This is a genomic window from Pseudomonas sp. RIT288, from assembly GCF_000631985.1.
Lineage (GTDB): Bacteria > Pseudomonadota > Gammaproteobacteria > Pseudomonadales > Pseudomonadaceae > Aquipseudomonas.
This window is the reverse complement of the sequence record NZ_JFYN01000011.1, coordinates 23883-50309: the sequence shown is the minus strand read 5'-3', so window position 1 is coordinate 50309 and position 26427 is coordinate 23883. Positions and strand designations below refer to the sequence as shown.

General features: G+C 60.6%; 21 protein-coding genes. 10 read left to right on the top strand and 11 right to left on the bottom strand.

Annotation, left to right across the window (positions count from 1 at the left end):
• Window positions 1-51 precede the first annotated feature (51 nt).
• The gene (locus BW33_RS11380; RefSeq protein WP_047599056.1) at window positions 52-1071 is read right to left on the bottom strand and encodes a quinone-dependent dihydroorotate dehydrogenase; all 1020 of its coding nucleotides are present in this window, start codon (window positions 1069-1071) and stop codon (window positions 52-54) included.
• 223 nt (window positions 1072-1294) lie between these two features.
• Between BW33_RS11380 and BW33_RS11375 the strand changes: the two genes are divergently transcribed.
• From BW33_RS11375 to cobA, 8 genes are all read left to right on the top strand, one after another.
• On the top strand, window positions 1295-2506 hold the full coding sequence (locus BW33_RS11375) for a CmpA/NrtA family ABC transporter substrate-binding protein (protein WP_047599054.1): 1212 nt from the start codon (window positions 1295-1297) through the stop codon (window positions 2504-2506).
• A gap of 15 nt (window positions 2507-2521) precedes the next feature.
• On the top strand, window positions 2522-3097 hold the full coding sequence (locus BW33_RS11370) for an ANTAR domain-containing response regulator (protein WP_047599053.1): 576 nt from the start codon (window positions 2522-2524) through the stop codon (window positions 3095-3097).
• 300 nt (window positions 3098-3397) lie between these two features.
• The gene (locus BW33_RS11365; RefSeq protein WP_047599052.1) at window positions 3398-4609 is read left to right on the top strand and encodes a nitrate/nitrite transporter; all 1212 of its coding nucleotides are present in this window, start codon (window positions 3398-3400) and stop codon (window positions 4607-4609) included.
• A 7-nt stretch (window positions 4610-4616) separates the two neighbouring features.
• Window positions 4617-6290 (top strand): bifunctional protein-serine/threonine kinase/phosphatase, encoded by a 1674-nt coding sequence (locus BW33_RS11360; RefSeq protein ID WP_047599050.1) that lies wholly within the window; start codon window positions 4617-4619, stop codon window positions 6288-6290.
• Between the two features lie 375 nt (window positions 6291-6665).
• The gene (gene nirB, locus BW33_RS11355; protein ID WP_047599048.1) at window positions 6666-9119 is read left to right on the top strand and encodes a nitrite reductase large subunit NirB; all 2454 of its coding nucleotides are present in this window, start codon (window positions 6666-6668) and stop codon (window positions 9117-9119) included.
• The gene (gene nirD / locus BW33_RS11350; protein WP_027613287.1) at window positions 9116-9433 is read left to right on the top strand and encodes a nitrite reductase small subunit NirD; all 318 of its coding nucleotides are present in this window, start codon (window positions 9116-9118) and stop codon (window positions 9431-9433) included. Before nirB ends, nirD begins: the two co-directional genes overlap by 4 nt.
• The gene (locus BW33_RS11345; protein ID WP_047599047.1) at window positions 9433-12147 is read left to right on the top strand and encodes a nitrate reductase; all 2715 of its coding nucleotides are present in this window, start codon (window positions 9433-9435) and stop codon (window positions 12145-12147) included. Before nirD ends, BW33_RS11345 begins: the two co-directional genes overlap by 1 nt.
• Window positions 12148-12160: 13 nt before the next feature.
• A complete protein-coding gene (gene cobA, locus BW33_RS11340; protein ID WP_047599046.1) occupies window positions 12161-12928 on the top strand; it encodes a uroporphyrinogen-III C-methyltransferase in 768 nt (255 codons plus the stop codon).
• 96 nt (window positions 12929-13024) lie between these two features.
• Here cobA and BW33_RS11335 read toward each other — a convergent pair whose 3' ends face one another.
• From BW33_RS11335 to ppsA, 8 genes are all read right to left on the bottom strand, one after another.
• A complete protein-coding gene (locus tag BW33_RS11335; RefSeq protein WP_047599045.1) occupies window positions 13025-14074 on the bottom strand; it encodes an OmpA family protein in 1050 nt (349 codons plus the stop codon).
• 107 nt (window positions 14075-14181) lie between these two features.
• Window positions 14182-14772 (bottom strand): RNA polymerase sigma factor SigX, encoded by a 591-nt coding sequence (gene sigX, locus BW33_RS11330; protein WP_011333251.1) that lies wholly within the window; start codon window positions 14770-14772, stop codon window positions 14182-14184.
• 87 nt (window positions 14773-14859) lie between these two features.
• Window positions 14860-15684 carry a mechanosensitive ion channel family protein gene (locus tag BW33_RS11325; RefSeq protein WP_007916401.1) on the bottom strand — a complete coding sequence of 275 codons (825 nt, stop codon included), beginning with the start codon at window positions 15682-15684 and terminating at the stop codon, window positions 14860-14862.
• A 2-nt stretch (window positions 15685-15686) separates the two neighbouring features.
• Window positions 15687-15935 (bottom strand): hypothetical protein, encoded by a 249-nt coding sequence (locus tag BW33_RS11320; RefSeq protein ID WP_003223293.1) that lies wholly within the window; start codon window positions 15933-15935, stop codon window positions 15687-15689.
• Between the two features lie 63 nt (window positions 15936-15998).
• A complete protein-coding gene (locus BW33_RS11315; protein WP_027613291.1) occupies window positions 15999-16994 on the bottom strand; it encodes a zinc transporter ZntB in 996 nt (331 codons plus the stop codon).
• Window positions 16995-17018: 24 nt separating this feature from the next.
• Window positions 17019-17510, bottom strand: coding sequence for a ribonuclease E activity regulator RraA (gene rraA / locus BW33_RS11310; RefSeq protein ID WP_047599043.1), 492 nt, complete (start codon window positions 17508-17510; stop codon window positions 17019-17021).
• A gap of 226 nt (window positions 17511-17736) precedes the next feature.
• The gene (locus tag BW33_RS11305) at window positions 17737-18726 is read right to left on the bottom strand and encodes an alpha/beta fold hydrolase (RefSeq protein ID WP_047599041.1); all 990 of its coding nucleotides are present in this window, start codon (window positions 18724-18726) and stop codon (window positions 17737-17739) included.
• A 212-nt stretch (window positions 18727-18938) separates the two neighbouring features.
• Window positions 18939-21314, bottom strand: a complete 2376-nt coding sequence (ppsA, locus tag BW33_RS11300) for a phosphoenolpyruvate synthase (protein ID WP_047599039.1) — start codon at window positions 21312-21314, stop codon at window positions 18939-18941.
• A gap of 174 nt (window positions 21315-21488) precedes the next feature.
• On the opposite strand from ppsA, the gene ppsR reads away from it, so the two are divergent.
• On the top strand, window positions 21489-22307 hold the full coding sequence (gene ppsR, locus BW33_RS11295; RefSeq protein WP_047599038.1) for a posphoenolpyruvate synthetase regulatory kinase/phosphorylase PpsR: 819 nt from the start codon (window positions 21489-21491) through the stop codon (window positions 22305-22307).
• 96 nt (window positions 22308-22403) lie between these two features.
• Here ppsR and BW33_RS11290 read toward each other — a convergent pair whose 3' ends face one another.
• Complete coding sequence (locus BW33_RS11290; RefSeq protein WP_052032709.1) at window positions 22404-23813, bottom strand: aminotransferase-like domain-containing protein; 1410 nt, start codon at window positions 23811-23813, stop codon at window positions 22404-22406.
• Between the two features lie 82 nt (window positions 23814-23895).
• Between BW33_RS11290 and BW33_RS11285 the strand changes: the two genes are divergently transcribed.
• The gene (locus tag BW33_RS11285) at window positions 23896-24834 is read left to right on the top strand and encodes a DMT family transporter (protein ID WP_047599037.1); all 939 of its coding nucleotides are present in this window, start codon (window positions 23896-23898) and stop codon (window positions 24832-24834) included.
• Window positions 24835-24918: 84 nt separating this feature from the next.
• Here BW33_RS11285 and prpD read toward each other — a convergent pair whose 3' ends face one another.
• On the bottom strand, window positions 24919-26403 hold the full coding sequence (prpD, locus tag BW33_RS11280; protein ID WP_047599036.1) for a 2-methylcitrate dehydratase: 1485 nt from the start codon (window positions 26401-26403) through the stop codon (window positions 24919-24921).
• Window positions 26404-26427 lie beyond the last annotated feature (24 nt).

Below are 26427 nucleotides of genomic sequence, written 5' to 3'. Positions count from 1 at the left end.
AGTGTTAGCTGAACGGACGCCTTCGCGAGCAGGCTCGCTCCCACAAGGGGATCAGCGCAGGGCAGCGATCGCGTCTACCGATTCACGAATCAGCGCCGGGCCCTTATAGATGAAGCCCGAGTAAATCTGCACCAGACTCGCACCCGCCGTGATCTTCTCGGCCGCATGCTTGCCCTCGGTGATGCCACCGGCCGCGATGATCGGCAACCGACCACCCAGCTCACCCGCCAACACCTTCACGGTATGCGTGCTCTTGTCACGAACCGGGGCGCCGGACAGACCGCCCGCCTCGTCACCGTGCTCCATTCCCTCGACGCCGACGCGACTCAGGGTGGTGTTGGTGGCGATTACCGCGTCCATCCCGGTTTCGATCAGTGCCTGAGCCACCTGCACCGTTTCTTCGTCGGTCATGTCCGGAGCGATCTTGATCGCCAGCGGTACGTGCTTGCCGTGGCGCAGGGCCAGTTCGGCGCGGCGCGTGGCCAGATCCGCCAGCAACTGCTTGAGCGAATCACCGAACTGCAGGCTGCGCAGGCCCGGGGTGTTCGGCGAGCTGACGTTGACCGTGACATAGCTGGCGTGGGCATACACCTTGTCCAGGCAAATCAGGTAGTCATCAACGGCGCGCTCGACCGGAGTGTCGAAGTTCTTGCCGATGTTGATCCCCAGCACGCCCTTGTATTTGGCCGCCGCGACCCGCGCCAGCAGGTTATCCACACCGAGGTTGTTGAAGCCCATGCGGTTGATGATCGCCTCGGCCTCCGGCAGGCGGAAGATCCGTGGTTTCGGGTTGCCCGGCTGCGGACGCGGGGTCACGGTGCCGATTTCGACAAAACCGAAACCCAGTTGCGAGAAACCGTCGATGGCCGCGCCGTTCTTGTCCAGACCGGCCGCCAGACCCACCGGGTTCGGGAAGTCCAGGCCCATGACCGTCACCGGCACATTCGCCGGCTTCTTGCACAACATGCCGTTGAGGCCCAAACGTCCACCCGCGCCGATCAGATCCAGCGACAGGTCGTGGGAGGTTTCCGGGGAAAGTTTGAACAACAGCTGACGGGCCAGGGTGTACATGGGCGGCGATGACTCGGGCGGCGAAAAGAGGCGGCGATTATAGCCGGGCATCGCCCCCCGGCGCGAGGCGCACAGGCAAATCAGACTGACTGGCATATGCCTTGCACTTTCAGGGTTATCAGCCCACCGGCCAATGACGGCGTGAGGGCACGGACAATGGCGTCGTTCGCAGGTTTTGCCTGAGCAAAGCCTGGGACGGCGTTTTTTTTGAAGGTGGCTTTATATGAGTGATTCGTCCGTCGGGCCGCTGGCCTGGGTCCATGGCAGTGATGCCCCGGAAAAGAGTGTGATCAACCTTGGTTTCATGGCCCTGAGCGATTGCGCATCGGTGGTCGTGGCCGCCACGCAAGACTTTACCCAGCCCTACGGCCTGACGATCAACCTCAAGCGGCAGGCGTCCTGGGCGACGTTGCGCGACAAACTGGTCAGCGGTGAACTGGATGTCGCCCATAGCCTGTACGGGCTGATTTACGCGGTGCATCTGGGCATCGGCGGCGTAGCGCCGAGCGACATGGCGGTGCTGATGGGGCTGAACCAGAACGGCCAGAGCCTCAACCTCTCCCACGGTTTGCAGCAACTGGGCATGACCAGTCCTGAGGCGCTGGATCGGCACGCGCACCAAACCCGCGCAAAACTGACCTTCGCCCAGACCTTCCCCACCGGCACCCATGCGATGTGGCTTTATTATTGGCTGGCAAGTCAGGGCATTCATCCGTTGCAGGACGTCGACAGCGTGGTGGTACCGCCGCCGCAAATGGTTGCGCACCTGCAAGCCGGGCGTATCGATGGCTTCTGCGTCGGTGAGCCGTGGGCGGCCAGCGCCGTGCAACAGGATCTGGGATTCACCCTCGCCACCAGCCAGAGCATCTGGCCCGACCACCCGGAAAAGGTCCTCGGCTGCACCCGCGCGTTCGTCGAGCAATACCCCAACACCGCACGGGCGCTGGTGATGGCGATCCTCGAGGCCAGCCGTTTCATCGAGCAAAACCCGGAAAACCGCCGCAGCACCGCGCAGTTGCTGAGCGCCCCGGAATACCTCGATGCCCCGCTGTCCTGCATCGAGCCGCGTTTTCTCGGTGATTACGCCGATGGCCTCGGCAATCGCTGGCAGGATCCGCACGCCCTGCGCTTCCACGGCAACGGCGAGGTAAATCTGCCGTACCTGTCCGACGGCATGTGGTTCATGACCCAATTCCGCCGCTGGGGCCTGTTGCGCGAGGATCCCGACTACCTCGCCGTTGCGCGTCAGGTTCAGCAACTGGACATCTACCGCGAAGCGGCCACCGCCGTCGGTGTCGCGGCCTGGGGCAAGGAAATGCGCAGCAGCCAGTTGCTCGATGGCAAAGTCTGGGACGGCAGCGATCCCGCCGCTTACGCTCGCAGTTTCAAGCTGCACGCCATGAGCGACAGCGCTGCCCTTCTCGCCCGCCGCTGACAGGAGACCGCCAATATGCTGCGCATTCTGCTGATCAACGACACCGCGAAAAAAGTCGGCCGCTTGAAGGCCGCGCTGACCGAGGCCGGTTTCGAGGTCATCGATGAGTCCGGCCTGACCATCGACCTGCCGGCGCGCGTCGAAACGGTGCGCCCGGACGTGATTCTGATCGATACCGAGTCACCGAGCCGCGATGTCATGGAGCAAGTGGTGCTGGTCAGCCGCGACCAGCCCCGGCCGATCGTGATGTTCACCGACGAACATGACCCGGGGGTGATGCGTCAGGCGATCAAGTCCGGAGTCAGTGCCTACATCGTCGAAGGCATCCACGCTCAGCGCTTGCAGCCGATTCTCGATGTGGCGATGGCGCGCTTCGAAAGCGATCAGGCGTTGCGCGCGCAACTAGTGGCCCGCGACCAGCAACTGGCCGAGCGCAAACGCATCGAACTGGCCAAAGGGCTGCTGATGAAGATGAAGGACTGCAACGAAGAAGAGGCCTACACCCTGATGCGCCGCCAGGCCATGAGCCGCCAGCAGAAACTGATTCAGGTGGCGGAGCAGATCATTGCCATGAGTGAGCTGCTCGGCTGATTGAAGAGCAAAAGATCGCAGCCTTCGGCAGCTTCTACAGAGGCACTCAATTTCCTGTAGGAGCTGCCGAAGGCTGCGATCTTTTGATCCTTGGCACAAATCTGGCTAGGCATTCAGCACAGGTAACCAACGGCGGTTGCCCACCCACGACAAAGACGTCGCTCACCCGTTCGCCCCACCGGCGTATCAGGTAGCGGCGTTTTTGCGTTTTGGCCCCACAGCTCGGGGCCGGTGGTGCGGCCGTGGCGGCGCTCCACCTGCTGTGACTCCTTTCGAGACTCTTTTCAGCTGAGGTGCGCGATGAATTCAAGCTTCTGGAAATCCGGCCACACCCCGACCCTGTTCGCAGCCTTTCTGTATTTCGACCTGAGTTTCATGGTCTGGTACCTGCTCGGCCCGTTGGCGGTGCAGATCGCCGCCGACCTGCACCTGACTACGCAACAACGTGGTCTGGTGGTGGCGACGCCGATTCTGGCGGGTGCGGTGCTGCGCTTTGTCATGGGCATGCTGGCGGATCGTCTGTCGCCGAAAACCGCCGGCCTGATCGGTCAGGTGATCGTGATCTGCGCACTGTTCGGCGCGTGGAAACTCGGTATCCATAGTTATGAACAGGCGCTGATTCTGGGACTGTTCCTCGGCATGGCTGGTGCCTCGTTTGCCGTCGCGCTGCCACTGGCTTCGCAGTGGTATCCGCCGCAGCATCAGGGCAAGGCCATGGGCATCGCCGGCGCCGGTAACTCCGGCACCGTGTTTGCCGCACTGATTGCCCCGGTGCTGGCTGCGGCGTTCGGCTGGAGCAACGTCTTCGGTTTCGCCCTGATTCCCTTGATCCTGACGCTGGTGCTGTTCGCCTGGCTGGCAAAAAACGCACCTCAGCGGCCCAAGGCCAAAGCCATGGCCGACTACTTCAAGGCCCTCGGCGACCGCGACAGTTGGTGGTTCATGTTTTTCTACAGCGTCACCTTCGGCGGCTTCATTGGTCTGGCCAGCGCCCTGCCCGGCTATTTCAATGACCAATACGGCCTGAGCCCGGTGACCGCCGGTTACTACACCGCTGCCTGTGTGTTTGGTGGCAGCCTGATGCGTCCACTGGGCGGCGCGTTGGCGGATCGCTTTGGTGGCATCCGCACCTTGTTGGCGATGTACACCGTAGCGGCAATCTGCATCGCCGTCGTCGGTTTCAACCTGCCCAGTTCCTACGCCGCACTGGCGTTGTTCGTCTGCACCATGCTCGGTCTCGGTGCCGGCAACGGCGCGGTGTTCCAATTGGTGCCGCAACGTTTCCGCCTGGAGATCGGGGTGATGACCGGGCTGATCGGCATGGCCGGGGGCATTGGCGGTTTTGCCCTGGCGGCCGGCATGGGCGCGATCAAGCAAAGCACCGGCAGCTATCAACTGGCGCTGTGGTTGTTCGCCAGCCTCGGCGTGTTGGCGTGGTTCGGTCTGCATGGGGTCAAGCGCCGCTGGAGAACCACCTGGGGTTCGGCGGCGGTTACCGCTGCGCGAGTCTGAGGCGTCGATGCCCCTGCAACTGAGCTTTGCCCAAGCCAGCGCCACCGGCCCGCGCGCGGAAAACCAGGACGCCCTGCGCCTGGTGACGCCCGCCCCGGCGCTGGCCGCGAGCAAAGGCTATCTGGTCGCCATCGCCGACGGCGTAAGCCAATGCGCCGACGGCGGCGTGGCTGCACGCTCGACCCTGCAAGCACTGGCGCTGGACTACTACGCCACGCCGCAAACCTGGAGCGTGGCCCAGGCGCTGGATCGCCTGCTGCTCGCACAAAATCGCTGGTTACAGGCCAATGGCGGCGGGCAACCGCTGCTGACCACGGTCAGCGCGCTGGTCCTGCGCGGTCGGCGTTTCACCCTGGCCCACGTCGGTGATTGCCGGGTCTATCGCTGGCAGGCCGACGGTTTGCAGCGGATCTCGCAGGATCATGTCTGGGAGCAGCCGGGCATGCAGCACGTGCTAAAACGCGCGCTGGGGCTGGATCAGCATCTGGTGCTGGATTTCCTCGACGGTGAATTACGCGAGGGCGAATGTTTCGTGCTGCTCAGCGATGGCGTGTGGTCGACCTTGGGCGATACCGCGATTGCGGCGATTCTGCGCGATCAAACGGATCTCGACAGCGCCGCACACACGCTGGTCAATGCCGCGCATCTGGCCGGCAGTCAGGACAATGCCAGTGCGCTGCTGGTGCGGGTCGATGCGCTCGGCGAAGCGAACATCGGCGATGCGCTGATTCACTTACAGCAATGGCCGCTGCCGCCAGCGCTGAAAACCGGGCAGATGTTCGACGGCTGGCAGGTGCAGGGCGTTGTCGCTCAGAGCCAGCAATCGCTGCTGTATCGAGTGATCGATGGCCAAGGTCGAGGCTGGTTGTTGAAAACATTGCCGGCGCGACTGGCCGATGATCCTCTGGCCGGGCAAGCCTTGCTGTCGGAAGAATGGTTTCTCAAGCGTGTCGCCGGTCGGCATTTTCCTGAAGTCCATGCCGGCACTCAGCGTCAGCATTTGTACTACGTGATGCGCGAATATTCCGGGATGACCCTGGCGCAACTGTTTCAACACCACCAGCCATTACCGCTGGCGCAATGGCAGGACATTGCCGAGCGTCTGCTGCGGGCGGTGGGCCTGCTGCATCGACGGCAAATTCTGCACCGCGACATCAAGCCAGAGAATCTGCATCTGGGTGACGATGGAGAGTTGCGGCTGCTGGATTTCGGTCTGGCGTACTGCCCCGGTCTGTCCGAAGACGCACCGTCAACACTGCCGGGAACGCCCAGCTTCATCGCCCCGGAAGCCTTTCGCGGCGAGCCACCGAGTGCGCAACAGGATTTGTACGCAGTGGGCGTGACCCTGTTTTTCCTGCTGACCGGGCACTTTCCCTATGGCGAAGTCGAAGCCTTTCAACGGCCGCGATTTGGCCTGCCGGTAAGTGCCGCTCGCTACCGCCCGGACGTGCCGGAATGGATTGCGCAAAGTCTGGAGCGTGGCGTGGCGGCGGATCCGCAACAGCGCTTTGAAACGGCTGAGGAATGGTTGCTGGTGCTTGAACAAGGTGAGCGGCGCAGTTTGAGTGTGCGACCCAGGCCTTTGCTGGAACGTGAGCCGTTGAAGGTCTGGCGAACGCTGGCGTTGTTGGCCTTGCTGGGGAATCTGGTGCTGCTGGTTGTGTTGTTTCATCACCCTTGAAAGATCGCAGCCTTCGGCAACTCCTACAGGGAATTGCGTACACCTGTAGGAGCTACCGAAGGCTGCGATCTTTTGATCCGGCGCTCCAAAAAAGCGCAACACGCCTCCAGAAAGTGCAGCGAGACATCTCCAATCAATCAAGTAACCCAGCAATTACGGCTCTCCAGCCAGTTGGCACAACCACTGCATTACTCGTTTCACCATACATAAAGCCCAGCCTTCAACGACGAAGGCCGGGCTTCCCGAGAGAACGGGACCAGGACAAAGGCGTCCTCGCTAGGCAACTAGCGGGACGCCTTTTTTTGTTTGCGCAACATTTGTCGAGCAAGGCCTGACTGCCCACAAGAGGCCAGCCACCGCTCCCCGGAGAACCTGATGAAAAAACTCAAACTGGTGATGATCGGCAATGGCATGGCCGGGGTTCGCACCCTGGAGGAACTGCTCAAGCTGAGCAACGAGCTGTACGACATCACGGTCTTCGGCGCCGAACCGCACACCAACTACAACCGCATCCTGCTGTCGCCGGTGCTGGCCGGTGAGCAGACTTTCGAAGAGATCGTCCTCAACGACCTCGACTGGTACCTGGAAAACCACATCAAGTTGCTGCTCAACCGCAAGGTGGTGCAGATCGACCGGGTCAAACGCCGGGTGATCGCCGAGGACGGCACCGAGGCTGAATATGATCGCCTGCTGATCGCCACCGGCTCGACACCGTTCATCCTGCCGATTCCGGGCAATGACTTGCAGGGCGTAATCGGCTACCGCGACATCGCCGACACTCAGGCGATGATCGACACCGCCAAAACCCACAAACACGCGGTGGTCATCGGCGGCGGCCTGCTCGGCCTCGAAGCCGCCAACGGCCTGATGCTGCGTGGCATGCACGTCACCGTGGTGCACATCGGCGAATGGCTGCTGGAGCGACAGCTGGACAAGACCAGCGGCCAACTGCTGCAAACGGCGCTTGAAGCCCGTGGCCTGCACTTTCGTCTGTGCGAGCAGACCCAGGCCCTGCACGACGCGGGCAATGGCCGGGTCGGCTCGGTGCAATTCAAGAACGGCGAGATCATCCCTGCCGATCTGGTGGTGATGGCCGCCGGCATCCGCCCCAACACCGAACTGGCAGAACGGGCCGGCATCCCCTGCAATCGCGGGATTCTGGTCAACGACACCCTGCAGACCTACGATCCGCGCATCTATGCCATCGGCGAGTGCGCCAGCCATCGCGGCATCGCCTATGGCCTGGTGGCACCGCTGTTCGAACAGGCCAAGGTCTGCGCGAACCACCTTGCGCAACTGGGTTTCGCCCGCTATCAGGGCTCGGTGACCTCGACCAAATTGAAAGTCACCGGCATCGACCTGTTTTCCGCCGGCGACTTCATGGGCGGCGAAGGTACCGAAACCATCACCCTCTCCGACCCGATCGGCGGTGTGTACAAAAAACTGGTGATCAAGGATGACGTGCTGGTCGGCGCCTGTCTGTACGGCGATACGGCAGATGGCGGTTGGTATTTCCGGCAGATTCGTGAGAATCACGCCATCGGCGAGATCCGCGATCACCTGATGTTCGGTGAAAACGCCTTGGGCGATGTAGGACATCAGGGCCAGGACAAAGCCATGTCCATGGCCGACACCGCCGAAGTCTGCGGCTGCAACGGCGTATGCAAAGGCACCATCGTCAAGGCGATTCAGGAACACGGCCTGTTCAGCGTCGATGAAGTGAAGAAGCACACCAAGGCTGCCAGTTCCTGCGGCTCCTGCGCCGGGCTGGTCGAGCAGATCCTGATCAATACCGTCGGCGGCGCGGCGGACGTCAAACCGAAAAGCGAAAAAGCCATCTGCGGTTGCAGCGACCTCAACCACGGGCAGATTCGTCAGGCGATCCGCGAACAACATCTGCTGACCATCGCCGGAATCATGAGCTACCTCAACTGGCGCACCCCGAATGGCTGCGCCACCTGCCGTCCGGCGCTGAACTATTACCTGATTTCCACCTGGCCCGGCGAAGCCAAGGACGATCCGCAATCGCGCCTGATCAACGAACGCGCCCACGCCAACATTCAGAAGGACGGCACCTATTCGGTGGTGCCACGGATGTGGGGCGGCGTGACCAACCCCTCGGAATTGCGCCGGATTGCCGACGTGGCCGACAAGTACAACGTACCGATGGTCAAGGTCACCGGCGGTCAGCGCATCGACCTGCTGGGGATCAAGAAGCAGGACTTGCCGGGCGTCTGGAAGGACCTCGATATGCCCTCCGGCCACGCCTACGGCAAATCCATCCGCACCGTGAAAACCTGCGTCGGCAGCGAGTTCTGCCGCTTCGGCACGCAGAATTCGACGCAGTTGGGCATCGAACTGGAGCACGACCTGTTCAACATGTGGTCGCCGCACAAAGTGAAACTCGCTGTCTCCGGATGCCCACGCAACTGCTCGGAAGCGGGGATCAAGGACGTAGGAATCATCGGTGTCGACTCCGGCTGGGAGATGTACATCGGCGGCAACGGCGGGATCAAGACCGAAGTCGCCGAGTTCTTCGTCAAGCTGAAAACCGCCGAGGAAGTTCGCGAATACAACGGCGCGTTTCTGCAGCTATATCGCGAAGAAGCCTTCTACCTCGAACGCACCGTGCACTACTTGCAACGGGTCGGCATGGAGCACATCAAGCAAGCCGTGCTTGAAGACCCGGAGCGTCGGAAGGCCCTGAATGAGCGCCTGCAATTCTCCCTGTCGTTCGAACAGGACCCGTGGAAAGAACGTCTGGCGCAGCCGCAATTGAAGAAAGAATTCGACGTGATCCCTGTGAAAAACCTGGAGGTGCCGGCATGAATTGGCTCGATATCTGTGCCTTGGAAGAGATCAACGCCCTCGGTTCGCGGATCATTGCCGGGCCGAAAGGTGACATCGCGATTTTTCGTACAAGCGACGACGAAGTTTTCGCCCTCGACGATCGCTGCCCGCACAAGGGCGGGCCGCTGTCACAGGGTTTGATCTACGGCAAACGCGTGGCCTGCCCGTTGCACAACTGGCAGATCGACCTGCAAACCGGCGAGGCCCAGGCTCCGGACATCGGCTGCGCGCACCATCATCCGGCCCGAGTCGAAAACGGCCGCGTGCAGCTGGCACTGCGGGATGCGGTCTGATGAACCGGCAGACGACCGCCTCGACCTGCTGCTACTGCGGCGTCGGCTGCGGCGTGCTGATCGAGCATGACGGCGAGCGCATTCTCGGCGTCAGCGGCGATCCGGCGCATCCGGCCAACTTCGGCAAATTGTGCAGCAAAGGCTCGACCCTGCACCTGACCGGCGATCTGGCCGCCCGGGCGCTGTACCCGGAGCTGCGTCTGGGCAAAAGCCTGGCCCGCAGCCGTTGTGACTGGGATACGGCGCTGGATCACGCGGCCCAGGTCTTTGCCGAGACCATCGCCGAACACGGCCCGGACAGCGTGGCGTTCTACATCTCCGGCCAGTTGCTGACCGAGGACTATTACGCCTTCAACAAATTGGCACGAGCGCTGGTCGGCACCAACAACATCGACAGCAATTCCCGGCTGTGCATGTCGTCGGCGGTGGTCGGTTACAAGCGCAGCCTCGGCGCCGATGCGCCGCCGTGCAGCTATGAGGATCTGGAGCTGAGCGATTGTGTGATGATCGCCGGCAGTAACATGGCCTACGCCCACCCGGTTCTTTTCCGACGCCTTGAAGAGGCAAAATCGCGCCGGCCGCAAATGAAAGTCATCGTCATCGATCCCCGGCGCACCGACACCTGTGAGCTTGCAGATTTGCATCTGGCGATTCTACCCGGCACCGATGTCGCTTTGTTCCATGGGATTTTGCATCTGCTGCTGTGGGAAGACTGGATCGACCGCGACTTCATCAAGGCGCACACCGACGGTTTGCCTGAGCTGAAAAATCGGGTGCGCGACTACACCCCGCAAATGGTTGCGCAACTGTGCGGGATCAGTGTCGAACAACTGCAGCAGTGCGCGGAATGGGTGGGCACCTCACCGAGTTTCCTGTCGCTATGGTGCATGGGCCTGAATCAGTCCACCGCTGGCAGTGCAAAAAACAGCGCGTTGATCAATCTGCACTTGGCCACCGGCCAAATCGGCCGCCCGGGTGCAGGACCTTTCTCCCTGACCGGTCAGCCAAATGCCATGGGCGGGCGGGAAACCGGCAGCCTGTCCAATTTGCTGCCCGGTCACCGTGAGGCAGCCAACCCCGAGCACCGCGCCGAAGTGGCAGCCTATTGGGGGGTCGATCAACTGCCTGAAAACAGCGGCCTGAGCGCCATCGAGCTGTTTGAGCAGATGCGCAGTGGCCAGATCAAGGCGCTGTGGATTGCCTGCACCAACCCCGCGCAGTCCATGCCAGATCAACACGCGGTTCGCGAGGCGCTGCAGGCCTGTCCGTTCGTGGTGTTGCAGGAAGCCTTCCGCACCACCGAAACCGCCCCCTTCGCCGACCTGCTGTTGCCTGCTGCCAGTTGGGGCGAAAAGGAAGGCTCGGTGACCAACTCCGAACGGCGCATTTCCCACGTGCGCCAGGCCATTCTCCCACCCGGTGAAGCGCGGCCGGACTGGGCGATCACCGTGGATTTCGCACAACGGCTGGAGCAACGTCTGCGCCCGCATCAGCCGAGCCTGTTTGCTTTCCAACACCCGGCGCAGTTGTTCGACGAATACAAACAACTGACCCATGGACGCGATCTGGACCTGTCGGGCATCAGCCATCAATTGATCGATGAACTGGGGCCGCAGCAATGGCCCTTCCCCGCCGGCGCCCGGCAAGGTACGGCACGCCTGTATGGCGACGGGATTTTTCCCACGGCCAACGGTCGTGCGCAGTTTGTTGCCGATCCTTATTGCGCGGCCAAAGAACAACGCGATGCACGGTTTCCGCTGACCCTGATCACCGGCCGCCTGCGCGATCAATGGCACGGCATGAGCCGCACCGGCACCGCGGCGCAGTTGTTCGGTCACGTCGGCGAAGCGCTGTTAAGCCTGCACCCGGACGAATTACGCCGACAACGCTTGCAGCCGGGGGATCTGGTCAACCTGAAGAGTCGGCGCGGTGCGGTGATTGTGGCGGTCGGCAGCGATGACGGCGTGCGTCCGGGCCAGGCCTTTTTGCCAATGCACTGGGGCGAGCGCTTTCTCAAGGGCGGAGTAAACAGCCTGACCGTGGCGGCCTTCGACCCGCTGTCGAAGCAGCCCGAACTCAAGCACAGCGGCGTGCGCCTGGAGCCTGTGAAGCTGCCATGGCAGCTCTTCGCACTCATCGAAGGCGATGTTCAACGGCATTTCGAGACGCTACGACCGCTGTGTGAGGCGTTTTCCTACGTCAGCCTCAGCCTTGCCGGACGTGAACGGCCCGCGCTGCTGATACGCGCAGCCAGCGCCACGGCGCCGGAGCCACAACTGCTGCGCGATATCGACCAGTGTCTGTCACTGCTCGACGGCCCGGTGCTGGCCTACGACGACCCGCGTCGCGCCATCGGCAAACGGGTGCGCATCGAAAACGGCCGCATCACCGCGATCCGCCTGGCCGGCGAAACCCTGGCCCAGCATTGGCTGCAGGGGCTGTGGCTGGAGGGCCGCGCCGATGAACAACTGCGACGCTGGCTGCTGGCGCCGATGAGCGCGCCGCCGGGCAGCGCCGGAGTCCGGACCGCAGCCGACAAAACCCTGTGCAACTGCCAAAACGTCAGCCATAGCGCGGTGTGTGCCGGAATTCGCCAGGGTCTCGATCTGCAAGGCCTCAAACAACAACTGGGATGCGGCACGCAGTGCGGTTCGTGTGTCCCCGAAATCAAGCGCTTGCTGGCGGCCGATGTGCAGCCGGTAGCGGTCATCTGAAAAGGAAAACACCATGAGTGCAAAAGTCTGGCTGGTGGGTGCAGGCCCCGGTGACCCCGAGTTGCTGACGCTCAAGGCGGTACGTGCGTTGCGCGAAGCGGACGTGGTGTTGATTGACGATCTGGTCAATGCCGCAGTGCTGGAACATTGTCCCACGGCGCAAATCATTGCCGTGGGCAAGCGCGGCGGCTGTCGCTCGACACCGCAGGCGTTCATCCATCGGCTGATGTTGCGTTATGCACGCCAAGGCAAATGCGTGGTGCGACTCAAGGGCGGTGACCCGTGCATTTTCGGCCGTGGTGGCGAAGAGGCACAGTGGATGCGCGAACGTGGGGTTGAGGTCGAGTTGGTCAACGGCATTACCGCCGGACTCGCCGGCGCGACACAGTGCGATATTCCCCTGACGCTGCGCGGTGTGGCGCGCGGCGTAACGCTGGTGACCGCACACACTCAGGACGACAGCCAGTTGAATTGGCAGGCCCTGGCGCAGGGCGGGACGACGCTGGTGATCTACATGGGAGTGGCCAAACTGGGCGAAATTCGCGAACAGCTATTGGCGGGCGGGATGGCGGCGGATATGCCAGTGGCGATGATCGAGAATGCATCGCTACCACAGCAGCGCGAATGCCGCAGTAATCTGTTGGCCATGGAAGAGGATGCGGTGGGGTTTGGCTTGAAGAGTCCGGCGATTCTGGTGATTGGGGTTGTTGCGGCTGTCGCAGAAAATCAAAGGATTGCAGCCTTCGGCAGCTCCTACAGGATGTGTGCGGATACCGTGTAGGAGCTGCCGCAGGCTGCGATCTTTAGAGCGTCAACGCCAAATCGCAAACAAAGAAAAGCCCGGCCTGAGCCGGGCTTTTCTCGTAGCGGCAGCTAATTACTTAGCTTGAGCTTCAACCTGCGCTTCTACGCGACGGTTAACAGCACGGCCAGCTTCAGTTTTGTTGTCAGCAACTGGGCGGGATTCGCCGTAGCCGATCGACTGAACGCGGGACGACTCAACACCGTACTGGTTGGTCAGAACCTGCTTAACGGCGTTTGCACGACGCTCGGACAGTTTCTGGTTGTAAGCGTCAGGACCGACGGAGTCAGTGTGACCTTCAACAGTGGTGTGAGTGGCTGGGTACTGCTTCATGAAGTCAGCCAGGTTCTTGATGTCAGCGTAGCTGTTTGGCTTGACGACCGACTTGTCGAAGTCGAACTTGACGTCCAGCTCAACACGAACAACTTCAGCAACTGCTGGGCAGCCATCAGCGTCAACAGTTACGTTGGCTGGGGTGTCCGGGCACTTGTCAACGTTGTCGCAAACGCCATCGTTGTCGCTGTCGGAGCAGACTTCAGCCGGAGCTGGAACTGGAGCAGCAGCAGGCTTGTTGCCGCCACCGAAGTTCACACCCAGGCCAACAACTGGAGCGTAGTTCCAGCGACCGTTGTCCAGTTTGTAGTCAGCGTCTACACCAGCACGGGCGTAGAAGTTTTCAGCGAAGTAGTACTTAACGCCAGCGCCGGCGTTCAGGTAAGTCGACTGATCGCGACCGCTGTGGCCGTCAGCTTCAACGTTGGTCAGGCTACCGTGCTTAACACCACCAGCGATGTAAGGACGCAGAGCGTCGCCAGCGTTGTTGAAGTGGTACTGAGCGATCAGACCGAAGTTGTCGCCGTGCAGCTTCTGGCTACCGGTACCGTCGTTCGAACGGGTGTGGTTGTTACGGTCGTAGGTGAAGTTCAACGCTACGTCGTCGGTCAAGAAGTAACCGATAGAGGCGCCTGGGTTGAAGCCGTCTTCGACGTGATCGATGCTGTCGTTGTACTGCTTCTTGTAGAACAGTTCGCCTTCAACTGCGCCTTGGCCTTGTGCCAGTGCGCCGAACGAAGTAGCGGCAATCAAAGAACCAATGGCCAAGCCCAAGGTGTTTTTCAGTTTCATCCGTTAAATCCCCATCTGGTGATTGTGAAGCAGTCCCGCAAACCGGGGGACAACTCGGCGGCAAGTCTATCAGAACTTGCCTACACGTAAGAGATATTTGCGCTGAACTAAGTTTCAGCAATGCCTGCAAATTTCTCACGCAATTTGTCTAGAGCACGTTTGTACCGCATTTTTGTCGCACTCAAACCCATGTGCATGATGTCTGCGATCTCCTGAAACTCCAGCTCTGCGACAAATCGTAGCACCAGAATTTCACGGTCAATCGGGTTCACATACACCAGCCAGCGATCGAGTCCGCCCTTCTCCTCGGGTTTCGGCGCCTTTTCTTCCGACGCTTCTTCCAGCGGGTCCAGACTCAAGGCGTCCATCAAGCGACGCTTTCGCCGTTCCTTCCGATACTGCGTGATGCATTCGTTATACGTGATGCTGTAGAGCCAGGTTTTGAACTTCGATTTCCCCTCGAAGTTCTTCAGGCCGTACAACACCTTAAGCATCACTTCCTGACAGACATCGTCCGCGTCGCGATCGTTCCCAAGATATCTCGCACAAACGTTAAATAATGTTCGCTGGTAACGCCGCATCAGCTCTTCATAGGCGCGCGTCACGTGAAACAGCTCGGTATGCGAGCGCGCGACCAACTCCTCATCAGAGAGCTCACGGGGGTCATAGCGCGTGGATAGCGTTTGGGCTTTATTCAAAACAAGTCGTGCCGACAGTCAGGTCAATGTCCGCCGCACCCCTCTCAGGGCATTTTGCGGCGGCATACATTAGCAGGGTTTGCCGGGTTAGCGGCTACTCACATGCTGTTCCAGCAGGATCCGATTGGAAAGTGAGACTAGCTCACCCTCATCGGTCAGCAATGTGGTTTTAACCGTGCCGATCTCTTCGATCTGGCCTTCGACCTCGCCAACACGCACTTGTTGCCCAACCTGATACAACTCACGCACATAGATTCCCGCAAGAATCTGACCGGCAATTTCCCGGCTTCCCAAACCCATGGCCAGCGCAACGGCCAGACCAACGGTAATCAATACGATGACAATCACATGGTTCAGCAGGTCGGTCTTGACCTCGAGCTGACTGATCGCGACCGAGATGCTGATGATGATCACCAGCCCCTGGGCGATTCGGCCCAAACCCGAAGCGTAGTCCAGCCCTACGCCTTCCGCCGCCCCGCGCACCAGGCCATTGGCCAATTGCGCGAGCAATACACCCACCAGCAACACCAGCGCGGCGCCGAAAACTTTCGGCAAATACAACGCCAGCATGTCCAGCGTAGCTGAAACTCGCTCAAGTCCAAGGGACTCTGCTGCAGAAACCAGAAAAATCAGCAGAACGAACCAATAGACGATCTTGCCGATCAAGGTCGAGATCGGCACTTGCAGGCCGGCACGCGACATCAACTTGGTCAGACCGGTGCCGCCCATCAGGCGATCAAGTCCCAGTTTGGCGAGCAATTTGGACAGCAAGGTATCGAGCAGCTTGGCGACCACGAAACCCAACAGCAGCACAACCAGTGCGCCGAACAGGTTCGGAATGAAATTAGCGACTTTGGTCCACAACGCAGTCATTGCAGTGACGAGGCTCTGAGTCCAGAGATCAAGTTCCATATTCAATCAGCCTTATCAGCAGTGCGTGCAGTAGTTTTACGAAGACGGGAAACCGGCGAAACATGGGCCGATCCGTTATTCAGGGCGATCATCAGCGCGGGCAGCCAGCGGCCCAGCAGGCTGAACAGATCACCGGCGCCAACCTGGCGGTTGGCGGTTTTGAGTACGCGCCCCAGGCATGCGTCGTCGTCACGGCTGGACGGCGAGGCGTTGAGCATGTCGCGCAAAGACTGTTCAAACGGATCGTGCATACGCACCTCTCGTGATGTCTGTGAAAGACGCGGGCAAATTTGGTCGGGTCACATGTTGCATATTCACACCCAGCGCAAACGGCGGAATAACCACCATTGACCGAAGGCCATCGCCAGCACCGTCAGACAGGCAATCAGGAAACCATAGGGGCTGCTCGAGAACGGAATGCCGCCCACGTTTATGCCCAGCAGGCCGGTGAGAAAACTCATCGGCAAAAAGATGCAGGTGATGATGCCGAAGCGGTACATCGTGCGATTCATGCGCACGTTCAAACGCCGGTCCTCAGCCTCCAGCACAAGCCCCATGCGCTCTCGGGTCAATTCCAGCTCTTCAAGATAGCGCGTCAGGCTGTTGTTCAATTCGTTCCAGTAGTCGGCGTCATCGTCGACAAACCACGGCAGTTTTATCCGTGTCAGCTGCCCGAAAATATCCCGCTGCGGTGCCAGAAAACGCTTCAGTCCGGCAGCCCGGCGGCGGATGTGCAAAATCGAGCCATGTTCGGGGGTATACCGTTCGTCGGCATCCAGTTTTTCTTCCTCTTCATCGACCAGTTCCGACAGGCACGTGACCAGATCCTGCACCTTGTTGGTGAGGAATTGCGCCAGATACAGGATCAGTTCGGAGGAGGTTTTCGGGCCCTTGCCCTCGCTCAGCAGCGCCAACAGTTCATCGGTGGCGCGCAGCGGACGCAAGCGCAGGGAGATGACCCGTTGCGCCGAGGCGAAAATCCGCACCGAGACCATGTCTTCCGGCTCGGCACCGGGGTTCAGATTGACCCCGCGCAAAAACAGCAGCAGTTCGGCATCCGGCAACGGCAACAGGCGCGGCCGGGTGTTTTCTTCCAGCAACAGGTCGCAGGCGAATTCATTCAGGCCGCTGGATTTGCGCAGCCAGGTCTGGGTTTGCGGATGACTGCGATCCCAATGCAGCCACAGGCTCTCATGGGCCTGCAACTGAAGATCGTCGAGTTCAGTCCGGGCAATCGAACGCGCGCCGCCTTTTCCGTCCAGCACCAGGGCGTGCACCAGCCCCCACTGCGCGTTTTCTTCCTCGAACATCCTCACCCCTGTCGGTACCGCGATTTATTCAGGCATCTGCAGCGGGCTCGGCGAAACGATCACGCCGTTGTTGTCCGCATAGATGTAGTGGCCCGGGTGGAACGTCACGCCGGCGAAAGTCACTGGTACGTTGAGATCGCCGATGCCACGTTTTTCGGTCTTCATCGGATGGCTGGCCAGGGCCTGGACACCCAGATCGGTCTGGGCGATGACGTCGACGTCACGGATGCAACCGTAGATCACCAGCCCTTCCCAGCCGTTTTTCGCGGCTTTCTCGGCGATCATGTCACCGAGCAGCGCGCGCCGCAGCGAACCGCCGCCATCGACCACCAGCACCTTGCCGTTACCCTTGAGTTCGGCTTGCTCTTTGACCAGCGAGTTATCTTCGAAACATTTGATGGTGACGATTTCGCCGCCGAAAGAATCACGGCCGCCGAAATTGCTGAACATCGGTTCCAGCACCTGCACCAGCTCCGGATAGGCGTCGCACAAATCAGGCGTGAGGTAATGGTTCATCGAAAAACTCCTGTAAAAAGGAAGACGATCAAGGATGTCGCACTCTTTTGAAACGAGCTCCGGCAGTCGCTGTTTACCTTAGTTCATGCAATGGTCGCTGAGTGAACCTGAACAAACGCTGAAACGTAATAACTAAACAGCCACTAAATATGACCAGAATCGCACAATGCGTCATATCTTAGCCGCAAGCAGACCTGAACGAAATGCCCTTTTCAGAGCACCCGGCTCAGACCGCAGCGGCCAGATCGGGCTTGCCGCCAAGCAACGACGTCTGCTGATCGTTCAGCCAGCGTGCCACCAGTGGCCAGACTTCGGCCTGCGCCGCTTTGCTTACCAACATCTCGACATGCCCGAAGTTGTCGCTGAAGCCCTGCTCGCGCCCCAGATTGACGAACTGTTTGTGCTCGGAGCCGATCTGCTCGAACAGTTTGCGACAGGCCCATGCCGGATCCTGATGATCGCCCGCCGCGGTCACGGCCAACACCGGCACCTGAACCTCGGCAAGCCCTGCCCACCAGTCCTTGTCCTTGTCGCCAAAACGCCCGAACAGGCCGTACCAGCGCATGCTTTCCAGCGCCAGACCGATCGGCTCGTCTTCCGGACCGCGCTTGAGGCGCGAGCCGGACAATTGCGCGAAACGCTTGAGAATAAAGCGCCCGCTCCACTCCACCGGTGGAATCTTCAGCGGCCAGTACGTGCGGCTGACCTGCGTGCCGAAAAACGCCGCCGAGGCCACGGCGGGCTCGCCGAGGTATTCGCCACCCAGCGCTGCTGCCAAGGTGATGCCACCCAGCGAATGGCCGATCCAGTGCGGCACCTGCCCACTCTGCTCGCGAACGAACGCGGCAATCGCCGGCAGATCGTAACGGGCGTAGTCGGCCACGCGGTTGCGCCGGTAGTCCTCATTGCGCTGCGACAGGCCGTGACCGCGCATCTCCGGGATCCACACGTCGAAGCCCAGACGCGTCAGGTACGCGCCCAGCCCCAGACCCTTCGGGGAAAACCAGAAGCGCCGGTTGGAAAAGCTGCCGTGCAGCAAAATCACCGGCACGCCGCGTGGTGCCGTGTCGTCGGCCATGCCCAGGCGGGTCACGGCGATTTCCACGGACCAGTCGGGACTGTTGCCGGGTTTGAGTCGATACACATCTTCGCTCAGATCACCACGACGTTCGGCGCTGATCAGGGCGACAGGAAACAGGTTGCTGCTGCTTTGCATAATGCTCTTGCACAAAAAAGGGCGGCATCTACAGGAGCCCGCCCTACTCAAATCTCAAACCCGCCTCCTGTGGGAGCGAGCCTGCTCCGGGCGGCGTTCCGACGAAAGCGGAGTATCAGCCAACATCACTGCTGAATGTTGCTCCGTCTTCGTCGGAACGCCGCCCGGAGCAGGCTCGCTCCCACAAGGGGAACGGGCCGTTCACATAGGTATCAAGCCTGGGCCTGACCTTCGGCGAGGAAGAACCAGGTTTCCAGTACGGAGTCCGGGTTCAGCGACACGCTTTCGATACCCTGCTCCATCAGCCACTTGGCCAGATCCGGGTGGTCCGAAGGGCCCTGGCCGCAGATGCCGATGTACTTGCCGGCCTTGTTGCACGCGGCAATCGCGTTGGCCAGCAGCTTCTTGACCGCCGGATTACGCTCGTCGAACAGGTGCGCAATGATCCCGGAGTCACGGTCCAGGCCCAGGGTCAACTGGGTCAGGTCGTTGGAACCGATCGAGAAGCCGTCGAAGAATTCGAGGAACTCTTCAGCGAGAATCGCGTTGGATGGCAGTTCGCACATCATGATCACGCGCAGACCGTTGTCGCCACGGGCCAGGCCGTTTTCGGCGAGCAGATCGACCACCTGGCTGGCTTCGCCGAGGGTACGGACGAACGGCACCATGATTTCGACGTTGGTCAGGCCCATCTCGTTGCGCACGCGTTTCAGTGCGCGGCATTCGAGTTCGAAGCAGTCACGGAACGATTCGCTGATGTAACGCGAAGCACCACGGAAGCCGAGCATCGGGTTTTCTTCTTCCGGCTCGTACAGCTTGCCGCCGATCAGGTTGGCGTATTCGTTGGACTTGAAGTCCGACAGACGGACGATAACCTTCTTCGGCCAGAACGCTGCAGCGAGGGTGCTGATGCCTTCCACCAGTTTTTCGACGTAGAAGCCGACCGGATCGTTGTAACCGGCGATGCGTTTGTCGACGCTGTCCTTGATTTCCTGCGGCAGGCCGTCGTAGTTCAACAGCGCTTTCGGGTGTACGCCGATCATGCGGTTGATGATGAACTCCAGGCGGGCCAAGCCGACACCGGCGTTCGGCAGTTGCGCGAAGTCGAAGGCACGGTCCGGGTTGCCGACGTTCATCATGATTTTGAACGGCAGCTCCGGCATGGCGTCAACGGAGTTCTTCTTGACGTCGAAGCCCAGCTCGCCCTCGAAAATGTAACCGGTGTCGCCTTCGGCGCAGGACACGGTCACACCTTGGCCATCTTTCAGCAGTTGGGTGGCGTTGCCGCAGCCCACAACCGCTGGAATCCCCAGTTCACGGGCGATGATCGCCGCGTGGCAGGTACGCCCGCCACGGTTGGTGACGATGGCGCTGGCACGTTTCATCACCGGTTCCCAGTCCGGGTCGGTCATGTCGGAGACCAGCACGTCGCCGGCCTGGACTTTGTCCATTTCCGAGACGTCCTTGATGATCCGTACCTTGCCCGCACCGATGCGCTGGCCGATGGCACGACCTTCCACCAGCACAGTGCCGGTTTCTTTCAACAGGTAACGTTCCATGACGTTGGCCTGGGTGCGGCTTTTCACGGTTTCCGGACGGGCCTGCACGATGTACAGCTTGCCGTCGTCACCGTCCTTGGCCCACTCGATATCCATCGGGCAGCCGTAGTGCTTCTCGATGATCATCGCCTGCTTGGCCAGCTCGCTGACTTCAGCGTCGGTCAGGCAGAAACGCGCGCGTTCGGCCTTGTCGACATCAACAGTCTTCACCGAACGACCGGCCTTGGCCTCGTCGCCGTAGATCATCTTGATCGCTTTGCTGCCGAGGTTGCGGCGCAGGATTGCCGGACGACCGGCTTCCAGGGTGCCTTTGTGTACGTAGAATTCGTCCGGGTTGACCGCGCCTTGTACGACGGTTTCGCCCAGGCCATAGGCGCCGGTGATGAACACCACGTCACGGAAACCGGATTCGGTATCGAGGGTAAACATCACGCCGGCGGTGCCGGTTTCCGAACGCACCATGCGCTGCACGCCAGCCGACAGGGCGACCAGTTTGTGGTCGAAGCCCTGGTGCACGCGGTAGGAAATCGCCCGGTCGTTGAACAGCGATGCGAACACCTCTTTGGCGGCACGGATAACGTTTTCCACGCCACGGATGTTCAGGAACGTTTCCTGCTGACCAGCGAACGATGCGTCCGGCAAGTCTTCGGCGGTGGCGGAAGAACGCACGGCCACGGCCACGTCAGGGTTACCGGCCGACAACGCGGCGAACGCGGTGCGGATCTCGGCATTGAGTTTTTCAGGAAATTCGGCGTCCATGATCCATTGACGAATCTGCGCACCGGTCCTGGCCAGCGCGTTGACGTCATCGACGTCCAGGGCGTCGAGAGCCTTGTGGATCTGATCGTTGAGGCCGCTCAGTTCGAGAAAGTCGCGATAGGCCTGCGCGGTGGTGGCAAAGCCGCCGGGGACCGACACACCGGCACCCGCCAGGTTGCTGATCATCTCGCCCAGGGATGCGTTCTTGCCCCCCACATGCTCAACATCGTGTTTGCCGAGCTTATCGAGGGAAACTACGTACTCTACCAAGGTGATCTCTCCACTAACTGTGTTGGAAAAGCTCAGAAACCGGCAGCTCGGGGGAGCGTTGGCCGGCTGTATGGCCTGGACCTGGAAAATAAGTGAGAATGCGGGCCAATGGCGGCCGGCAAATCGCGCCTATCATATCCAGAAATACTCTTTAGCTTAAGGCCCAAGGTGCAAATGAAACGATCTGCTTTCTTTATCTCCGATGGCACCGGCATTACCGCCGAAACCCTGGGTCAAAGCCTTCTGGCGCAGTTCGAAAACATTACCTTCACCAAGCTCACGCGGCCGTATATCGACAACGCGGACAAAGCGCGGGCCATGGTACAACAAATCAACAAAGCCGCTGAAACCGACGGCTTCCGCCCGATCATCTTCGACACCATCGTCAATCAGGACATCCGTGAGATTCTCGCAACGTCCAATGGTTTCATGATCGACATTTTCTCGACGTTCCTCGCCCCGCTCGAGCAGGAACTGACCGAGCACTCTTCCTACACCGTCGGCAAGTCCCACTCGATCGGCCACAACTCCAATTACATGGAGCGCATCGAAGCGGTGAACTTCGCCCTCGACAACGATGACGGCGCGCGCACCCACTATTACGACAAGGCCGATCTGATACTAGTGGGCGTGTCGCGTTGTGGTAAGACGCCGACGTGTCTGTACATGGCGATGCAGTTCGGCATCCGCGCGGCCAACTACCCGCTGACCGAAGACGACATGGAGCGCCTGACCCTGCCGACCGCCCTGCGCACCCATCAGCACAAGCTGTTTGGCCTGACCATCGACCCGGACCGCCTCACCGCGATCCGCAACGAGCGCAAGCCCAACAGCCGCTATTCGAGCTACGCCCAGTGCGAATTCGAAGTGCGCGAAGTGGAAAACCTGTTCCGCCGCGAGAACATCCCGCACATCAACTCCACGCATTTTTCGGTGGAAGAGATTTCGGCGAAGATTCTGGTGGAGAAAGGTGTGGAGCGGCGCTTCAAATAGCTTCTCGGTGTCTGCAACATCGCTATCGCGAGCAGGCTCACTCCTACCATTTGAAGTGCATTCCCCTGCAGGAGTGAACCTGCTCGCGAAGAACGATTACACGGTTTCCGTTAAAGCCCGTGCCAGGGCCTCGAACCCGCCCAGCAACAACCGATCATCCCCCACCGCATTGCAGACACTCGCCCGAATGAACTGCGGCACCGCCGCATGCCCGACCGCAAAGGCCTCGGCGGTGGCGACCAGGTAATTGTTTTCCTTGAGCTCTGCAGCAATCTGCGATGCTCGCCACAACTGCGGTACCTCGATCCAGAAGTGCGGACTGTGCGCATCCGCCTTGTCATTCAGCCCCGCCAACACCGGCGCGACCAAGGCCTTGCGCCGGCCGATCTCGCTGATCTGCTCATCCAGCAAACGCTCGGCCATGCCGTTGTCGATCCAGCGGCTCGCCAGCTCCATCGCCAACGGATTGGCCATCCAGCAGGTGCCGCGAATGGCCGCGCTCAGGCGCCCGATCAGCGCTTGCGGTGCCTGCAGGTAACCGACCCGCAGGCCGGCTGAAACCGCCTTGCTCAGACTGCCGATCAACACCGCTCGCTCGGCGGCGAAATGACTCAGCGGCAACGGCCGCTCGCGGGCCAGCACCGCATGCGCGTCGTCTTCGAAAATCAGCAGATTGTGTTGGCGACAGAGGTCGGCAATCGCCTCACGCCGAGGCACCGACATGACCGCGGCGGTCGGGTTCTGAATGGTCGGCGTGCAGTACAACGCCGAGACGCGATGCTGACGACAGACCTCTTCCAGTGCCGCCGGCAGCAAACCCTCGTCATCCATTGCGACCCCGATGAGTTTGATCCCCAACTGGCGGGCAACGCTGATCAGTCCCGGGTAGGTCAGATGCTCGGTGACCAGCGTGTCGCCGGCCTTGAGCAGGCCCATCAAGGCGCACAGCAAGCCATGCTGGCCGCCGTTGACGCACAACACCTGATCGGCCTGCGGTTGAAACGCACCATGGCTCAACCAGCGTGCCCCCGCCTGCCGGTGCCGCAGCAAACCGCTTTCGACGGTGTAGCCGGTCAACTGTTGCAAGCCACGCGGATCGCTGGCCAGACTTTGCATCGTCTGGCTCATGAATAGCGCCTCCTGCCCGGGGATCGGCTGATTGCGGCTCATGTCGAAACAGGCGCGCGGCTCATCGCTGACATTGCGAAAACCCTTGTCCTGCGGCCGCTCCATCCCGCGCTCACGCACGTAGGTGCCATCGCCGACCCGCGCCACGACCAGACCTACCCGTTCCAGCTCGCCATAGGCGCGACTGATAGTGCCGATGGTCACGCCCAGGCTGTCGGCCAACAACCGGTGCGGCGGCAATTTCGCTCCCGCCGCAATCACGCCCTCGGCGATGGCCTGCTGCACCGCATCCGCCAGACGCTTGTATTTCACGCCGACCCCGTTGGCGAGGCCGTCGCGCAGGATTGACACCATGGCAATACTTACTTTGACAGTCATTGTCGCCCCGAATAGCGTGCTGAAAACAGGTTCAATCAGGGATAGCCCTTTTCAATAACCAGGTCAATGCGGAGCACCCAGCATGTCGACTGCCATCAGCGCACCGTTGAACGCCAGCAAACCATGGCTCGCCCGGCTGCTCACCAGCACGTTGTTTCTGATCGTCTGCCTGAGTTGGGGCACCACATGGCTGGGGATCAAGATTGCCGTGGAAAGCGTGCCGCCGCTGACTGCCGCGGGTCTGCGCTTCCTGATCGCCTTTCCGCTGTTCCTGAGCTTCGCCGTGCTGCGCAAGGAGCCACTGCTGTTCCCACGGCAGAGTCACTGGTTCTTCGTGTTCGTCACCCTGTCGTATTTCAGCCTGCCGTATTACTTGCTCAACTACGGTGAATTGCACGTTTCGTCAGGCCTGACCGCGCTGCTGTTCAGCTGCATGCCGGTGTTTATCCTGATGTTTTCCGCGCTGTTTCTGCGCGAGAAAATCCTCCCCACGCAGATGCTCGGTATCGCCATCGGTTTCGCCAGTCTGTTCATGATCATCCGCAGCCAGGGCCTGCATCTGGATCAGGCGGAGTGGCTCGGCGTACTGGCCATTCTGTGCGCGGCGATCCTGCATGCGCTGTGCTACGTGGTGACCAAGAAACACGGCCGTGCGATCAGCGTGATCACCTACAACACCCTGCCGATCGGCATCGCCGGGCTGATGTTATTTATTGTCGGATTGAATGTAGAAACACCGGTTTTCAAGGACGTCACCGCGCGGTCCTGGGGCGCACTGTTCTACCTCGGACTGGTGGCATCGGTCGGCGGATTCATCGTTTACTTTTTACTGCTCAAACGCCTGAGCCCGATCATTCTGTCGTTCGTGTTTATCATTTTTCCGGTGTTCGCCGTGATCATCGGCGCCTGGTACGAGGGGCAGACCTTGTCCCGCGAGTTGATGATCTATTCGGCGATTTTGTTGAGCGGCTTTGCGATCACCAAATTGCCCATCGAAAAAAGGCGAAAACCATCCGTGTAGAAGCTGCCGCAGGCTGCGATCTTTTGATGTGATCTCGAAAAATCAAAAGATCGCAGCCTGCAGCAGCTCCGACAGCGTTTGGCGTCAAATGACGAACAGGTCGATGAAGCGATTTACGGGAGTCGATTCAAGCCGCGCCTGATCCTTGCACAATGTGAAGATCTCGTTGCTGCGCTGGCCGGTGAAACGCGTCGCCAGGTTGGCCTTGAACTTGTCCTCCAGCAACGGGATGCCATCGGCGCGGCGGCGACGGTGGCCGATCGGGTATTCGACCACGACGCTTTCGGTGCTCGATCCGTCCTTGAAAAACACCTGCACCGCGTTGGCAATCGAACGCTTGTCGGCCTCCAGATACTCGCGGGTGAATCGCGGATCTTCGACGATGACCATCTTTTCGCGCAGCACATCGATGATCGGATGCGCGGCGTGGAAAGCGTCCTCGTACTGCTCGGCCAGCAGATTGCCGAACGCCAGCGGCACGGCGGTCATGTACTGGAGGCAGTGATCGCGGTCGGCGGCGTTGGCCAGCGGCCCGACCTTGGAAATGATGCGAATCGCCGACTCATGGGTGGTGATGACGATACGATCGATTTCATGCAAGCGGTTGCGCACCAACGGATGCAAGGTCACCGCCGCTTCGCAGGCAGTCTGCGCATGGAACTCGGCGGGGAAGCTGATCTTGAACAGCACGTTTTCCATGACGTAGCTGCCGTAGGGCCGCGAGAAACTGAAGGCGCGTTTGCCTTCGGGCTTGAGCGCCAGATCGTTGTTGGTGTGGCTGAACGAGACGTCGTAAAAGCCCCACTGTTTGGCCGTCAACACCCCGGGAATACCCATCTCGCCACGCAGAGCAATGTCGGCCAGACGCACGCCGCGACTGGTCGCATCCCCCGCCGCCCAGGATTTGCGCGACCCGGCGTTCGGCGCATGACGATAGGTGCGCAGCGCCTGACCATCGGCGAAGGCATGGGACAACGCCGACAGCAGTTGCTCGCGATTGGCGCCCATCAGTTTGGCGGTGACGGCGGTCGAAGCGACTTTCACCAGTAGAACGTGGTCGAGGCCGACGCGGTTGAACGAGTTTTCCAGAGCGATCACGCCTTGAATCTCGTGGGCCATGATCATCGCTTCAAGCACGTCGCGCACTGTCAGCGGTGCTTCGCCGTTGGCGACACGCTTCTGCGACAGATGATCGGCCACCGCGAGAATCCCGCCGAGGTTGTCCGACGGATGCCCCCATTCGGCGGCAAGCCAAGTGTCGTTGTAATCGAGCCAGCGCACGATGCAGCCGATGTCCCAAGCGGCTTTTACCGGGTCGAGGCGATAGGAAGTACCCGGCACTCGCGCCCCTAACGGCACGACGGTGCCCTCGACGATTGGGCCAAGGTGTTTGGTGCACTCGGGAAAACGCAACGCCAGCAGGCCACAGCCGAGGGTATCCATCAGGCAGTTGCGGGCGGTGTCGAGGGCTTCGGCAGATTCGACGTTGAAGGTGAGGACGTAATCGGCGATGTCCTGCAGGACACGGTCGTAGTCGGGGCGGTTGTTCAGGTCGACGTTGGCGCTCATGTTCGATTCACTCTGGCAGTGGTT

Excerpts from the sequence above, each read along its gene's own strand:
- BW33_RS11360 (WP_047599050.1), top strand. The coding sequence starts at position 4,617 with ATGCCCCTGCAACTGAGCTTTGCCCAAGCCAGCGCCACCGGCCCGCGC.
- BW33_RS11375 (WP_047599054.1), top strand. The coding sequence starts at position 1,295 with ATGAGTGATTCGTCCGTCGGGCCGCTGGCCTGGGTCCATGGCAGTGAT.
- BW33_RS11290 (WP_052032709.1), bottom strand. The coding sequence starts at position 23,813 with ATGACTGTCAAAGTAAGTATTGCCATGGTGTCAATCCTGCGCGACGGC.
- BW33_RS11320 (WP_003223293.1), bottom strand. The coding sequence starts at position 15,935 with ATGCACGATCCGTTTGAACAGTCTTTGCGCGACATGCTCAACGCCTCG.
- nirD (WP_027613287.1), top strand. The coding sequence starts at position 9,116 with ATGAATTGGCTCGATATCTGTGCCTTGGAAGAGATCAACGCCCTCGGT.
- BW33_RS11365 (WP_047599052.1), top strand. The coding sequence starts at position 3,398 with ATGAATTCAAGCTTCTGGAAATCCGGCCACACCCCGACCCTGTTCGCA.
- BW33_RS11285 (WP_047599037.1), top strand. The coding sequence starts at position 23,896 with ATGTCGACTGCCATCAGCGCACCGTTGAACGCCAGCAAACCATGGCTC.
- nirB (WP_047599048.1), top strand. The coding sequence starts at position 6,666 with ATGAAAAAACTCAAACTGGTGATGATCGGCAATGGCATGGCCGGGGTT.
- BW33_RS11370 (WP_047599053.1), top strand. The coding sequence starts at position 2,522 with ATGCTGCGCATTCTGCTGATCAACGACACCGCGAAAAAAGTCGGCCGC.
- BW33_RS11305 (WP_047599041.1), bottom strand. The coding sequence starts at position 18,726 with ATGCAAAGCAGCAGCAACCTGTTTCCTGTCGCCCTGATCAGCGCCGAA.
- BW33_RS11335 (WP_047599045.1), bottom strand. The coding sequence starts at position 14,074 with ATGAAACTGAAAAACACCTTGGGCTTGGCCATTGGTTCTTTGATTGCC.
- BW33_RS11345 (WP_047599047.1), top strand. The coding sequence starts at position 9,433 with ATGAACCGGCAGACGACCGCCTCGACCTGCTGCTACTGCGGCGTCGGC.
- BW33_RS11380 (WP_047599056.1), bottom strand. The coding sequence starts at position 1,071 with ATGTACACCCTGGCCCGTCAGCTGTTGTTCAAACTTTCCCCGGAAACC.
- BW33_RS11325 (WP_007916401.1), bottom strand. The coding sequence starts at position 15,684 with ATGGAACTTGATCTCTGGACTCAGAGCCTCGTCACTGCAATGACTGCG.
- rraA (WP_047599043.1), bottom strand. The coding sequence starts at position 17,510 with ATGAACCATTACCTCACGCCTGATTTGTGCGACGCCTATCCGGAGCTG.
- cobA (WP_047599046.1), top strand. The coding sequence starts at position 12,161 with ATGAGTGCAAAAGTCTGGCTGGTGGGTGCAGGCCCCGGTGACCCCGAG.
- prpD (WP_047599036.1), bottom strand. The coding sequence starts at position 26,403 with ATGAGCGCCAACGTCGACCTGAACAACCGCCCCGACTACGACCGTGTC.
- BW33_RS11315 (WP_027613291.1), bottom strand. The coding sequence starts at position 16,994 with ATGTTCGAGGAAGAAAACGCGCAGTGGGGGCTGGTGCACGCCCTGGTG.
- ppsR (WP_047599038.1), top strand. The coding sequence starts at position 21,489 with ATGAAACGATCTGCTTTCTTTATCTCCGATGGCACCGGCATTACCGCC.